The following is a 12,823-nucleotide window of genomic DNA, read 5'->3' as shown; positions in this document are numbered from 1 at the left end:
CATGCCTCGGCCCACAACCGCCCACCGGCCCGGCCCCTGGCGGAGCAGGACCGGGTGCGGCCCGGTCAGCGCTTGCTGCCCACCGCCTCGCCGGTCTCCGCCGGCACGTGTTCCGCGGATGTCGTGCCGTCCGCCCCGTCCGGCGGCCCCGCCACGGGTTGCAGTCTCCGCGGCCCCGCCAGGACGTATGTCAGCAGGAATCCGGCCCCGATGACCAGCGCCCCGCCCACCGCGTCGAGCACCCAGTGGTTGGCCGTGGCAACGATCGCGGAGACCGTGAACAGCGGGTGCAGCAGCCCGAGCGCCTTCATCCACGCCTTCGGGGCCAGCATCACGATCATGATGCCGCACCAGAGCGACCAGCCGAAGTGCAGCGAGGGCATCGCCGCGTACTGGTTGGTCATCGAGGTCAGCGTCCCGTAGTCGGGCTTCGCGAAGTCCTGGACGCCGTGGACCGTGTCGATGAAGCCGAGCCCCGGCATCAGCCGCGGCGGGGCCAGCGGGTAGAGCCAGAAGCCGAGGAGTGCGACCAGGGTGGCGAAACCGAGGGTGGAGCGGGCCCAGCGGTAGTCCGCGGGGCGGCGTACGTACAGCACACCCAGGATCGTCAGCGGCACGATGAAGTGGAACGTCGAGTAGTAGTAGTCGAAGAAGTCCTGCAGCCAGCCGATGTGGACGACCGCGTGGTTGGCCCAGTGCTCGATGTCGATGTGCAGCCACTGTTCGAGCGAGTGGATCTGCCGTCCGTGCTCCTCGGCGGTGGCGCGGCCGGCCGTGGCCGCGAGCCTGACCTGTGCGTACGCGGAGTAGACGACCCGGATCAGCAGAAGTTCGAGCAGCAGATTGGGGCGGCTGAGCACCCGCCGCCAGAACGGCAGCAACGGTACGCGGCTCCAGCGGGCCGGAACCGGGGCCGCGTAGTCCGTGGGGACCGGGTGCTGCCAGTACGGCGAGGTGCGCGGCAGGAACGGTGCGGCGCAGGCCGCGCCGAGCGCCGCCAGGAGCAGCACGTTGTCCCGTACCGGGTGCGCGACCGCGATGTTCGGCAGCAGTACCTTCCCGGGCAGGGTGAGCACGAGCACCACGATGGCCGGCCACACCAGCCGCTCGGAGGCGCGGGTACCGGCCCGGCCGACGACGGCGAGAAGCACCCACAGCAGCTGGTGCTGCCAGGCGGTCGGCGAGACGGCGACGGCGACGCAGCCGGTCACGGCGACGGCGAGGAGCAGCTGGCCGTCCTGCGCGTAGCGTATGGCGCGGCGCAGCCCGACGTAGCAGACGGCGGCGGCCAGCAGCAGGAACAACACGATCTCGAGCGGGCCCGCAAGGCCGAAGCGGAGCAGCGCGCCGTGCAGGGACTGGTTGGCGAGGCTGTCCGCGCCGTCTCCGAGCCCGGCGCCCGCGACATGGTGCACCCAGTACGTGACCGAGTCGTGCGGCATCGCGGCCCAGGCCAGGGCGGTGCACGCGGCGAACGCGCCGCCGCCCGTCACGGCGGCCCGGCGGCGTCCGGTGAGCCAGAGCAGGGCGGCGAAGAGCAGCATGGTCGGCTGGAGCGCGGCGGCGATCCCGATCAGTACGCCGGATGCCCGTTCCCCACGGGCCACGAAGCAGCCCAGGAGCACCAGCAGGACCGGCAGAATGCTGGTCTGCCCGAGGTGGAGGGCGTTACGGACCGGCAGGGACAGCATGAGCAGGCTGATCGCGACGGGGGCGGCCAACAGCGAGGTGCGGCGGGAGACGGGTCCCGGCAGGGCGCGCGCCGCGACGATGCCGAGGACGGCGACGAGCAGCAGCGAACCGAAGGTCCAGGCGACGCCGAGGCTCTGTTCGGCCGTGCGGGTCAGTGGCTTCAGCACCAGTCCGGCGAAGGGGGTGCCGGTGAACCGGTCGCTGTCGTACAGCGACCCTGCCACATGCAGTACGCCGTTCTCGCCGATCCACGTCTCCAGGTCGGTGAGCCGTTCACCGGGTGGCTGCCGCAGCACCACCGCCATCTGCCGCCCCGCCAGCAATGCGACGACCAGCCAGAGCACGGCCCGGGCAGCCCCGGTCCTCGCCCCCGTCACCGCGCTTCCGCGCACACTGTGCTCCGCATTCGCCACGCTGCGCCGACCCTCCCACCGTTCATCCGCCGTCCCTCGACGCGGGACGTGCTGTGAAACCTTCGCATTCCGCTATGAGGTAGACACAATCAACCCCCTCGTCGCCTGACTGTCATCCCGCTTTGGTTCGAGAGAACGCCAGAGAGCCTGGTCGTGCCCGGACACAGTGGCCGGAACCGGATCGTTCGCTCAGACGTCTGTCCCCCTGATCGACCGATCGGGCGGTCGCGACAGGGCTCATCGGACACGGGGGGAACGCGGTTCATGCGGTGGGTGCGGGCGAAGCGGAGCCCATGGGGGAAGCGAGGTTCGTGGGGAATCCGCGCACTGTCGCTGCTGCTGATGCTGGTCTCGCTGCAGCTCGGATCATTGATCGGCCCGGCGTACGCATGCGGCTGCGGGGCGATGGTCCCCGGCAAGGACGCGCACGTCACCGTGGATCGGGAGACATCGGTGGTCGGCTGGGACGGCCGCACCGAGCAGATCGTCATGCAGCTGACGGTCCGTGGGGACGCCCCGGAGGCGGCCTGGATCATGCCCGTACCGCACCGCGCCTCCGTCGAACTGGGTGATCGGGCGCTCTTCCCGGAGCTGGAAACCCTCACCGCGCCGGTCCTCGCGACTCGGCACTATTTCTGGCCACGCTCCGGGGACTGGCCGTTCGCCGGTTCCGGGGGCGGGGTGGACGCCGCAGCACCGCCCTCCGCGGCCGGCGCACCGCCGGTGGGGGTTGTCGGGCGGGAGCGGCTCGGCCCGTTCGATGTGGCCCGGCTGACGGCGACCGACCCCGCGGCACTGCAGACCTGGCTGCGGCGGAACGGTTTCGAGCTGCCCGACCGGCTGGCGACCGCGCTGCAGCCGTACGTCGACCGGAAGTGGGAGTACGTGGCCGTCCGCCTCGCCCCCAGGGAGAAGGGTGCGTTCCTGCTGGGCGAGCTCGACCCGCTGCGGCTGAGCTTCGCGAGCAACCGGCTCGTCTACCCGATGCGGCTGTCGAAGCTCGCCGCGACACCGCAGTCGCTGGGGCTGTACGTGCTGGCCGCCCACCGGATGGAGCCGGCCGGCCCGATCGGCGGGGAGGCGCCGCGCGTGACGTACGCGGGGAAGGTCGACCCGACTGATTCGACACCCTCTGCGACGAGCTTCACGGCTACGGGGGCGATCCGGGAGCTGGCGGGCGGAAAGCCGGTGTTCGTCACCGCCATCGAGCAGTCGTTCCCGCACCCGGAGCGGATCGACGGGGATCACGAGCTGCGGGCGAGCGCCGCCGACACCCCGTACCGGACCATGACCTACCGGAACGAGCTGCTGACCGTGGCCGGCGTCCCGGCCTGGCTGCTGACGCTCCTGGGTGTCGTGCTGGTCGCGGCCGTGGCGGTGCTGCTGGGCGTCCAGGCGCACCTGCGGCGCCCTGTGCTGCCTCCGCCGCCGGTCACGGTCCCACCGCCGACGGCGTGAGCGCGGCTGTGCGTGCTGCCGGTGCGGCACGTCAGGGCCGCGGGAAGTCCGCCTGCCGGCCGGTGAAGAGGGGGACCTCACCGTCCGCGTCCAGGACGACGATCCCGAACGGCCGGTCGACGTCGACCTTCTGGACGCGCAGAGGCTCGGGGGAGGCGGTCGCCATCACCACGACCGTCACCGCGGCCGCCTCCACCCCTTTCTCGGACACGGTCACCACGGCCTCCTGCACGACCCGGGCGATCCGGAGAGGCGCCTGCGAGATCCCGGAGAAGTCCGCACGCGCACTGGCGGCGATCCGTACCCCGAGTGCGGGCAACTGCTCGTCGACCTGAACAGTTGTGCGCAAGGTGAACCGCGGTACGGCGATCCGTGCCTCGTCCGCAGTCACCGCGGTCCGCATCCGCGCAGGTGCCCAGGCCCCGGCTCCCCCGGTACCAGTCGGACGCGCGCCGGAGCCCCGCCGCCGGGCCCGGCTCCCGCAGCGCAGTTCGCCGACGTGGCTGCCCGCGACCATCCAGGCCTCGCGCAGCCGTCCTGCGCTGTCGCCCTCCCTCGAAACCCTTCGACTCCCCGATCATGCTCAGGTCACAATGGCGCACATGACCTGGACCATGGCCCCTGAACGCTTCGACTCCCCCGACGCGAGCGCCCTGCGTCGTGACTACTACGACGAAGTCGCCAGCCGCTACTGGCAGCGGCCCGCGACCGCGGAGGAGATCGACGAGGGACTCTCCGGCGACGGCGCCGACCTGCTCACGGCGCCGACCGGCGCGTTCGTCGTCGGCAGGTTCGACGGAAAGCCCGCGTCCTGCGCCGGGCTGCTGGTGGTGGACGCGGACACCGCAGAGCTCACCCGCGTGTTCGTGCGTCCCGAGTTCCGCGGCACGGGCGGCGGCGGGTTGCTGCTGGCGGCCGCCGAGAGCGCGGCGCGTGCCTTCGGCGTACGACAGATCCGCCTGGACACCCGCAACGACCTGGTGGAGGCGCGCGGGCTGTACGCCAAGCACGGCTACCGGGAGGTGCCCGCGTTCCATCGGCGGCAGTACGCGGAGCACTGGTTCGCGAAGGAGCTGTGACCGGAAGCTTTCCCCGGGCCGGGGCCCGGCCCGGGGATCCGCGGGCCCGGGTCAGAGCGCGTGGTCCCGCCTCGGCTCCGGACAGCGCGGCTGTTCCCTGCTCGATCCGGTCGTCTCGGCGGTCAGCTCCGCGACGAGTCCGACCAGGTCGGTCGGCCGCTCCGGCCCCCACCAGTCGCCCAACAGCTCGGCCAGCAACTCCTCGCGCGCTTCCGCGAGCTTCACCACGGCCTCCGAGCCGCGGTCGGTGAGCACCAGCTGCACCCCTTCGCGTCGGGCCAGACCGCGCTCCTCCAACTGTCGCACCGCCTCGCTGATCACGCGCAACGGTACAGGGGTGGCGTCGGCGAGCAGCCCGGGTTCGACGGTGCCGTGCCGCTTGATGCGCAGCAGTATCCAGCCGGCCGCGGGCAGCAGGTCGTACCCCGCACGCTCGGTGATCCTCACATAGATGTCGCGGCGCCCCTCGCGGGTGGCGAGCACCGACAGGGCCCGTGCGCATTCCTCGTACGAGGAACGCTCGACCGGGTTCGAGGCCAGGGTCTCGGTGCTGTCGGGAGCCGTCACCGAGCCGCGCAGCCTGTCCTCCTTGAGGAACCAGGCGAAGACGAAGGCGACCAGGACGACGGGCGCCGCGTACAGGAAGACGTCGGTGATCGAGGTCGAGTAGGCGTGGATCACCGGGACCCGCAGCGCGGGCGGCAGTTGGGAGATGGCGCGCGGGTCGGCGGCCAGGCGCCCGGCGTCGATGCCCGGTGGCAGCGTGACGCCCGAGAGAGCAGCGCCGAGTTTGCCGGTGAGCCGGTTGGTGAAGATCGTTCCGAAGACGGCGACACCGAACGAGGCACCGATGGAGCGGAAGAATGTGGCCCCGGAGGTCGCGACGCCGAGGTCCTCGTACGTGACGGCGTTCTGCACGACGAGTACGAGGACCTGCATCACCAGACCGAGCCCGGCACCGAAGACGAAGAAGTAGGCGCTCATCTGCCAGGTACTGCTGTTCTCCGTGAGCCGGTGCAGGAGCTGCAGGCCGATCGCGGTGATGCCGGTACCGAGGATCGGGAAGACCTTCCACCGGCCCGTACGGCTGACGATCTGACCGGACACGGTCGAGGTGAGCAGCAGGCCGAGCACCATCGGCAGCATGTGCACACCGGACAGGGTCGGCGAGATGTTGTGCACGACCTGCAGGAACGTCGGCAGATACGTCATCGCTCCGAACATCGCGAATCCGATGACGAAGCTGATCACGGCGACGAGGCTGAAGGTCCGGATACGGAACAGCTTCAGCGGCAGTACGGGTTCGGCGGCGCGCCGCTCGACGTACACGAAGGCGATCAGCAGCACCGCGCTGACGACGGCGAGTCCGATGATCTGCGCCGAGCCCCAGGCCCAGGTCGATCCGCCCAGCGAGGCGACGAGAACCAGGCAGGTGGCGACGGAGGCGATGAGGAAGGTGCCCAAATAATCGATGGTGTGCTTGGCCTGACGGACCGGGATGTGCAGCACCGCGGCGATGACGAGCAGGGCGACGACGCCGATCGGCAGGTTGATGTAGAACACCCAGCGCCAGCTGAGGTGTTCGGTGAAGAGGCCGCCGAGCAGCGGTCCGAGAATGCTCGTCATACCGAAGACCGCGCCGAACAGCCCCTGGTACTTGCCGCGTTCGCGCGGGGCGACGATGTCACCGACGATCGCCATCGAGAGCACCATCAGGCCGCCACCGCCGAGGCCCTGGAGGCCACGGAAGGCGATCAGCTGCGGCATGTTCTGGGCCATGCCGCAGAGCGCGGAGCCGATGAGAAAGATGACGATGGCGAGCTGGAAGAGCTTCTTGCGGCCGTACTGATCGCCGAGCTTGCCCCAGAGCGGGGTCGCGGCGGTCGACGCGAGCAGATAGGCGGTGACCACCCAGGACAGATGCTCCAGGCCGCCGAGTTCGCTGACAATGGTCGGCAGGGCGGTGGAGACGATGGTCTGGTCGAGCGCGGCGAGCAGCATGCCGAGGAGCAGGGCTCCGATGGCGACCAGGACCGTCCGCTGGGAACGGCCTTCGCCAGGGGCCAGGGCCGGGGGGTTCAGCTGGTGGGCCATGAACATCTCCTCGGTTCCGCTACATCACCATCCTGGCCGTTTTGGACGGTTATGGCCTGTTGGGGCATCGCTGCGGCGGACTGCATAATCGCAGGCAGTTCAAGGGGAGGGACCCACAATGACCGGACATGTCTGCCCGGAATGCGGCACGGACGACAGAGCGACGGATGCATGGGACGGGGGACCGCACGGCAGACCCGCCACCGGGCCCGGCGGCAGACCTGGCGCGGGGCCCGGGTGCGGGTGCGCGGAGCGCGCGGCACGGCGCGCGGCAGAGCGGGCTGAGACCGCGGCGGCGGAGGACTTCGATCCACTGCGGATCCGGCCGTACGTGACGCTGGGGGGCGACGAGGCGCCCGCGGACGCCTCCCCGGGGGATCCCGCCATGACGATGCCGCTCTTCCTCGACCAAGCGGCGACCGAGGATCCGCCGCCTCTGTTGCCTCTGACACCCCTGTCGCAGGAGAGAGCCGGGGCGGACCATCCCCGTACGGACGCCATGACCGCGGATCTGGTGGACCTGGTCGACCCGGTGCAGCCACGCCGTCGACGGCCCTTCGCGATGCTCGCGGTCGGCGCGGCCGTGATCGGCGTGGTGGGCATCGCGGCGTTCGCCGGCGGTCTGTTCGGCGGGGACGGGAACGGGGACTCCGAGCACGACCGGGCGCTCCCGAGTGCCCGGGTGTCGAGCGTCCCCGATGCTCCCCTTTCGCCGGACGCATCGCCGTCGGCGTCCGCGCCCGCCTCCGCGTCCGCCTCCCCGTCGGCTTCGGCATCGCCGTCCGCGCCCGTCTCCGCGTCGGCGAGCGCCTCGCCCTCCCCCTCCGCATCGGCCGCCTCTTCGCGCCCGTCCGCCCCCTCGGCATCGGCGACGGTCTCGCAGCCCACCGGGACCTCGACGGCCCCGTCGCTCGGGGAACCGCACGGTCCCACGCTGCAGCCCGGCGACCACGGTCCCGCGGTGGCCGAGATGCAACGGCGGCTGCAGGAGGTGTGGCTCTACCAGGGACCCGACAACGGCAACTACTCGGACCGGGTCGAGAGCGCCGTACGCGCCTACCAGTCGCACAACGCCATCGAGGACGACCCGCCTGGCGTCTACGGCCCGAGCACCCGGAGCGCACTGGAGGCGGAGACGACGGGCCGCGGCCGGTCCTGAGGCGGCGGCCGGCCCCGGGGAGCCGGCCTTCTCCTCCCGTATTCGGAAAGGGATTCGCTTTCCCGGGCAGGTTTTTGTATCGTGATGGAACAAAGTGGCCCTCGCCCGCACTCCCTGACCGGCGGGCGGGGCCGCTTGTTCTCTTCACCCCACGTTGCCCTCCTCCCCCCGCGCCCTGGAGCCCGCCGATGCCGGCCACCGTCCTCACCGCACGCGCCCTCCTGCTCGACATGGACGGCACACTCGTGAACTCAGACGCGGTGGTGGAGCGCTGCTGGCGGCGCTGGGCGCTGCGGGAGGGGCTGGACCCCGAGGCCGCGCTCAAGGTGGTCCACGGGCGGCAGGGGTACGCCACCATGGCGGTACTCCTGCCCGACCGGCCGATGGAGCAGAACTACGCCGACAACCGGGTCATGCTCGCCGAGGAGACCGCCGACACCGACGGCGTGGTCCCGATCGGCGGCGCCCCGGCCTTCATGGACGCGATCGCCACACTCCCGCACGCCCTGGTGACCTCGGCCGACGAGGCGCTCGCCCAGGCCCGGATGACCGCGGCCGGACTGCGGATGCCGATCACCCGCGTCACGGCGGAATGCGTCGGCGCCAGCAAGCCCGACCCCGAGGGCTTCCTCAAGGGTGCGGCCGAACTGGGCTTCGCCCCGGCCGACTGCATCGTCTTCGAGGACTCGGAGGCGGGTATCGCGGCAGGCCGGGCGGCCGGGATGCGCGTCGTGGGCGTGGGCCCGCGCGCCGCGGCACTGGCGCCGGATGCGCACGTCGAGGATCTGACGCAGATCCGGGTGGAGGCGTCGGCCGACGGCTCGCTCCGTCTGCGCATCCGCGCCCTCTGACCGCGGAAAACCTCCCCGGATTCAGTCGCGGCGCAGCCGCCCCCGTGCCACCAGTTCCAGCACCGTGGCGACAGCCACCGCCTGTACGGCCATCAGCGCCACCAGGACGAACAGTTGCACGGCCCCCGCCTGAACCGGTGAGGCGCCGCCCAGCAGCATGCCCACGAACGCCCCGGGCAGCGTGACGAGCCCCACCGTCCGCGTCTGGTCCAGCCCCGGCAGCAGCGCGTCCGACGCCGCGGGCCGGGCGATCTCCAGCCGGGCATCGCGGTCGAGCAGCCCGAGCGCCATTCCCGCCTCCACCTCCCCGCGCCGCGTGGTCAGTTCGTCCAGCGCCCGCCGTCCGCCGAGTACGGTCGCGGTGAGCGCGCCCCCGATGAGAATGCCCGTCACCGGGATCAGCGCGATGCCCCGGACCGGCAGGAGCCCGGTGAGCAGCAGCAGGGCGACCGTCGGCGCCACCCCCGCGGCGATCGGCACAGCCGCCCACCACCAGGTGCGGTTCCCGGTGATCCGACGTCCGGCGGTCCGTACCGCCACGGCATACATCAGCGCCACGAAGCAGAGCAGCGGCGGCAGCGAGCGGACCACCCAGCCGATGAGCACGGAGACGCCGGCGAGTTGGACCGCGGCACGCAGCCCGGCGAGGACGATCTCGCGCGACCGGCCGAGCGAGGCCCAGGCGGCGACGGCGGCGGCCGCCGCGAGCAGCACGGCGAGGACGATGCCGAGCGTGAGGTTGACCGGAAGCAGCACGCGGCAACCATAAGTCCGGCCGGCCCCGGATTCGCGACCTGTCGATCCGTCAACTCCCGCTTCCTCATATGCCTCGCGTACAGGCCCGGACACCCGCATAGGCCGCGAACATCCGCATACGCCCGCACATTTTCCTTCCGTACGCCCTCGCACCGCAGCCCGGCCCGTCCCAGCCCTTGATGTGACGTGCCCATGTCGCCACCCTGTTACCTGGCGCCCACCCCACAGAAACCTGGCGCCGCCACGATGGCCGGGCTTCACAGGTCGCCCGTCCAAGGTCCCCCCACATCGAGGGAGTTCACATGTCAGGTGTCTACGCGCGTCGCATAGGTGTGGTCGTCGCATCCGCCGCACTTGCCGCAACCACAGGGCTGCTCACCGCGCCCACCGCCCAGGCGGCCATGCCCACCCCGGTCAGCGCCTCCACCGCCCGTATCTACCTGAGCGAGCTGACGGTATCGGCGGAAGGCTCGTCGACCGGCTACAGCCGGGACAAGTTCCCGCACTGGATCACCCAGTCGGGCACCTGCAACACCCGCGAGGTCGTCCTGAAGCGCGACGGCACGAACGTGGTCCAGGACTCCAGCTGCGCCGCCGTCAGCGGCAGTTGGTACTCGCAGTACGACGGAGCCACCTGGACCGCCGCCTCCGACCTGGACATCGACCACATGGTCCCGCTCGCCGAGGCCTGGCGCTCGGGCGCGAGCAGCTGGACCACCGCCCAACGCCAGTCGTTCGCCAACGATCTGACGCGCCCGCAGCTCATCGCGGTCACGGACAACGTCAACCAGTCCAAGAGCGACCAGGACCCGGCGGAGTGGCTGCCGTCGCGTACCGCGTACCGGTGCACCTACGTGCGCGCCTGGGTGCATGTGAAGCACTACTACAACCTGACCGTCGACTCCGCGGAGAAGAGCGCGCTCCAGTCGGTCCTGAACGGCTGCTGACTCCGGAACCGCCCGCCCCCTCCCCGCCGTTCCGTACGGTACGGAGCCGCCTGTACCGTACGGGCCCCGTCCGTATGTGACGAGCCCCGTCCGTGCGGGACGACGCGAGGAGGGCACCTCATGGCCGGGCTGCGCCTGGGACCACTGCTGCGGTACGTCGACTGGGAGACGGGCTCCACCGCGACCGTCTGGGTGGAGGCCGACCGGCCCACCACGGCCGAAGTGCGATGCGCGGACGGCGCGTCCGGCTCGTCCCGGACGTTCGCGATCGCCGGTCACCACTACGCACTGGTGGTGGTGACCGGTCTGACCCCGGACTCGACCACCGCGTACGAGGTGCTGCTCGACGGCCGCCGGGTCTGGCCGCTCAAGGACTCCGGCTTCCCCGCGAGCACGATCACCACGCCACCGGCACCGGCCGATGACACGGGGGAACGGCCCGTCCGGATCTCCTTCGGGTCCTGCCGCTGGGCGGCTCCCCCCTCCGGCGAGCCCGACACCACCGGCCCCGACGCCCTGGACGCCCTCGCCGCCCGGCTCGCCGCCGACCCGGGCGCCGCACGCCCCGACGTACTGCTCCTGCTCGGCGACCAGGTGTACGCCGACGAGATATCGAAGGCGACCCGCCGCCGCCTCGCCGCACGCCGGGACCTGAGCGAACCGCCGGGCGCCGAGGTCGCGGACTACGAGGAGTACACCCACCTCTACGACGAGTCCTGGCGCGACCCCGAGGTGCGCTGGCTGCTCTCGACCGTCCCCAGCTGCATGATCTTCGACGATCACGACGTCGTGGACGACTGGAACACCAGCGCCGCCTGGCTCGCCGATGTCCGGGCGACCCCCTGGTGGCACGAGCGGATCGTCAGCGGGCTGGCCTCGTACTGGGTCTACCAGCACCTCGGCAATCTCTCCCCCACCGCCCTGGCCGCGGACCCGCTCTACGCCGAGGTGTGTGCCGTCCCTGACGGCACGGAGCCACTGCGCCGCTTCGCCGCCGAGGCGGACGCCGAACCCGCCGGTACACGGTGGAGCTACCGGCGTGTTTTCGGCCGAATACGGCTGCTGATGGTGGACACCCGCGCGGCTCGCGTTCTCGACGAGGAGCGGCGGTCGATGCTCGACGCCGAGGAGGCGCGCTGGGTGCGCGAGGAGGCGCTCGCCGACCCCGGTTCGTACGACCATCTCCTGATCGGTACATCGTTGCCGTGGCTGCTTCCGCCGCTCATCCATGACGCGGAGGAGTGGGACGCCGCGCTGTGCCGGGGCGAGCGGGGTGGGCCCGGCGGGCGCTGGGCGCGGTTCGGCGAGAATCTGCGCCGCCGCTCCGACCTGGAACATTGGGCGGCGTTCCCCGCCTCGTTCCGCCGGTTGACCGAGCTGATCCGGGAGGCGGGGAGCGGTCCGGACGCTCCGGCGACGGTGTGCGTACTGTCGGGCGATGTGCACCACGCGTACATCGCGGAGCCCTCATGGCCGGCCGACGCGCCGGGAGGTGCGCCCGGGGCGCGCATCCTGCAGCTGACCTGCTCACCCGTGCACAACTCGATACCCGGCGTGCTCAGGGCGGGATTCCGCTTCGGCTGGAGCCGGACGGGACGGCGGCTGGGGCGAGCACTGGCGCGGCACGGGCGGACGGGCCCGTCACCGATCCAGTGGCGGAAGACCGGCGGACCGTGGTTCGGCAATCAGTTGATGACCCTCACCCTGCGTGGCCGGAAGGCTGCGCTGACATTGGTTCAGGCCAAAGAGAGCGGTGCAGGTGCGCAGCTGGAGACGGTACTCGACCAGAACCTGACCATCGACGCGTAGGCAAGGCACAGCCGTACGCGCTCAGCCTGTTCCGGATCGTCGTCGGCCTGCTCTTCGCCTGCCATGGCGCCGCCTCGCTCTTCGGCGTCCTCGGCGGCGCGATGGGTGGCGGCTCGATACCCGTCTGCACCTGGCCCGGCTGGTACGCGGCCCTCATCCAGCTCGTCGGCGGCACCCTGGTCGTACTCGGCCTCGGCACCCGTATCGCCGCCTTCATCTCCTCCGGCTCCATGGCGTACGCATACTTCAAGGTCCACCAGCCCGGGGCCCTCTTCCCGCTGCAGAACGGCGGCGAGCCGTCAGCGGTCTTCTGCTGAGTGTTCCTGCTGCTGGTCTTCACCGGCCCCGGCCCCGGCGCCTTCGCCCTGGACCGGCTGTTCGCCCCGCGGAACGACGCGGAGCGCAGTGACGACCGCGCCCGCGAGCAGGCGTCGGCGGTCACGGCCTGATCCGAGGCCCGGTACCGGATGCCCGGCCCTCTGCGACAGTGAGGGCCGGGCACCACTCCCCCACGATGCAGATGTGACGCGTGAGGTACACAACATCCCCCGCACATTAATGATGT

10 protein-coding genes and 1 pseudogene are annotated in these 12,823 nt (G+C 71.3%); 7 read left to right on the top strand and 4 right to left on the bottom strand.

Annotated elements, in window-relative coordinates:
* Positions 1–65: 65 nt before the first annotated feature.
* The gene (locus OG395_RS35740; RefSeq protein WP_327249556.1) at positions 66–2,036 is read right to left on the bottom strand and encodes a bifunctional glycosyltransferase 87/phosphatase PAP2 family protein; all 1,971 of its coding nucleotides are present in this window, start codon (positions 2,034–2,036) and stop codon (positions 66–68) included.
* Positions 2,037–2,447: 411 nt separating this feature from the next.
* On the opposite strand from OG395_RS35740, the gene OG395_RS35735 reads away from it, so the two are divergent.
* Positions 2,448–3,563, top strand: coding sequence for a DUF2330 domain-containing protein (locus OG395_RS35735; RefSeq protein ID WP_327249555.1), 1,116 nt, complete (start codon positions 2,448–2,450; stop codon positions 3,561–3,563).
* A gap of 31 nt (positions 3,564–3,594) precedes the next feature.
* Here the strand turns inward: OG395_RS35735 and OG395_RS35730 are convergent, their stop codons facing one another.
* The gene (locus OG395_RS35730; RefSeq protein ID WP_327246616.1) at positions 3,595–3,954 is read right to left on the bottom strand and encodes a serpin family protein; all 360 of its coding nucleotides are present in this window, start codon (positions 3,952–3,954) and stop codon (positions 3,595–3,597) included.
* A gap of 211 nt (positions 3,955–4,165) precedes the next feature.
* On the opposite strand from OG395_RS35730, the gene OG395_RS35725 reads away from it, so the two are divergent.
* A complete protein-coding gene (locus OG395_RS35725) occupies positions 4,166–4,642 on the top strand; it encodes a GNAT family N-acetyltransferase (RefSeq protein ID WP_327246615.1) in 477 nt (158 codons plus the stop codon).
* Between the two features lie 51 nt (positions 4,643–4,693).
* On the opposite strand, the gene OG395_RS35720 is transcribed toward OG395_RS35725, so the two are convergent.
* Complete coding sequence (locus OG395_RS35720; RefSeq protein WP_327246614.1) at positions 4,694–6,736, bottom strand: MFS transporter; 2,043 nt, start codon at positions 6,734–6,736, stop codon at positions 4,694–4,696.
* A gap of 118 nt (positions 6,737–6,854) precedes the next feature.
* Here OG395_RS35720 and OG395_RS35715 point away from each other — a divergent pair, with 118 nt between their 5' ends.
* Positions 6,855–7,895, top strand: coding sequence for a peptidoglycan-binding domain-containing protein (locus OG395_RS35715; RefSeq protein ID WP_327246613.1), 1,041 nt, complete (start codon positions 6,855–6,857; stop codon positions 7,893–7,895).
* 188 nt (positions 7,896–8,083) lie between these two features.
* Positions 8,084–8,746, top strand: a complete 663-nt coding sequence (locus OG395_RS35710; RefSeq protein WP_327246612.1) for an HAD-IA family hydrolase — start codon at positions 8,084–8,086, stop codon at positions 8,744–8,746.
* Between the two features lie 21 nt (positions 8,747–8,767).
* Here the strand turns inward: OG395_RS35710 and OG395_RS35705 are convergent, their stop codons facing one another.
* Positions 8,768–9,502 carry an ABC transporter permease gene (locus OG395_RS35705; RefSeq protein WP_327246611.1) on the bottom strand — a complete coding sequence of 245 codons (735 nt, stop codon included), beginning with the start codon at positions 9,500–9,502 and terminating at the stop codon, positions 8,768–8,770.
* Positions 9,503–9,804: 302 nt separating this feature from the next.
* Between OG395_RS35705 and OG395_RS35700 the strand changes: the two genes are divergently transcribed.
* From OG395_RS35700 to OG395_RS35690, 3 genes and pseudogenes are all read left to right on the top strand, one after another.
* Entirely contained in the window at positions 9,805–10,449 is a 645-nt protein-coding gene (locus OG395_RS35700) for an HNH endonuclease family protein (RefSeq protein WP_327246610.1), read from the top strand.
* A 120-nt stretch (positions 10,450–10,569) separates the two neighbouring features.
* Positions 10,570–12,258: an alkaline phosphatase D family protein gene (locus OG395_RS35695; RefSeq protein ID WP_327246609.1), complete on the top strand. Its 1,689-nt coding sequence runs from the start codon at positions 10,570–10,572 to the stop codon at positions 12,256–12,258.
* 26 nt (positions 12,259–12,284) lie between these two features.
* Positions 12,285–12,707: pseudogene (locus tag OG395_RS35690) on the top strand (DoxX family protein).
* Positions 12,708–12,823 lie beyond the last annotated feature (116 nt).

This window comes from Streptomyces sp. NBC_01320, assembly GCF_035974375.1.
In the GTDB taxonomy this organism is placed as follows: Bacteria; Actinomycetota; Actinomycetes; order Streptomycetales; family Streptomycetaceae; genus Streptomyces; species Streptomyces yanii.
Note: the sequence above shows the minus strand (reverse complement) of the source record. Positions and strands in the feature narration are given on the sequence as shown.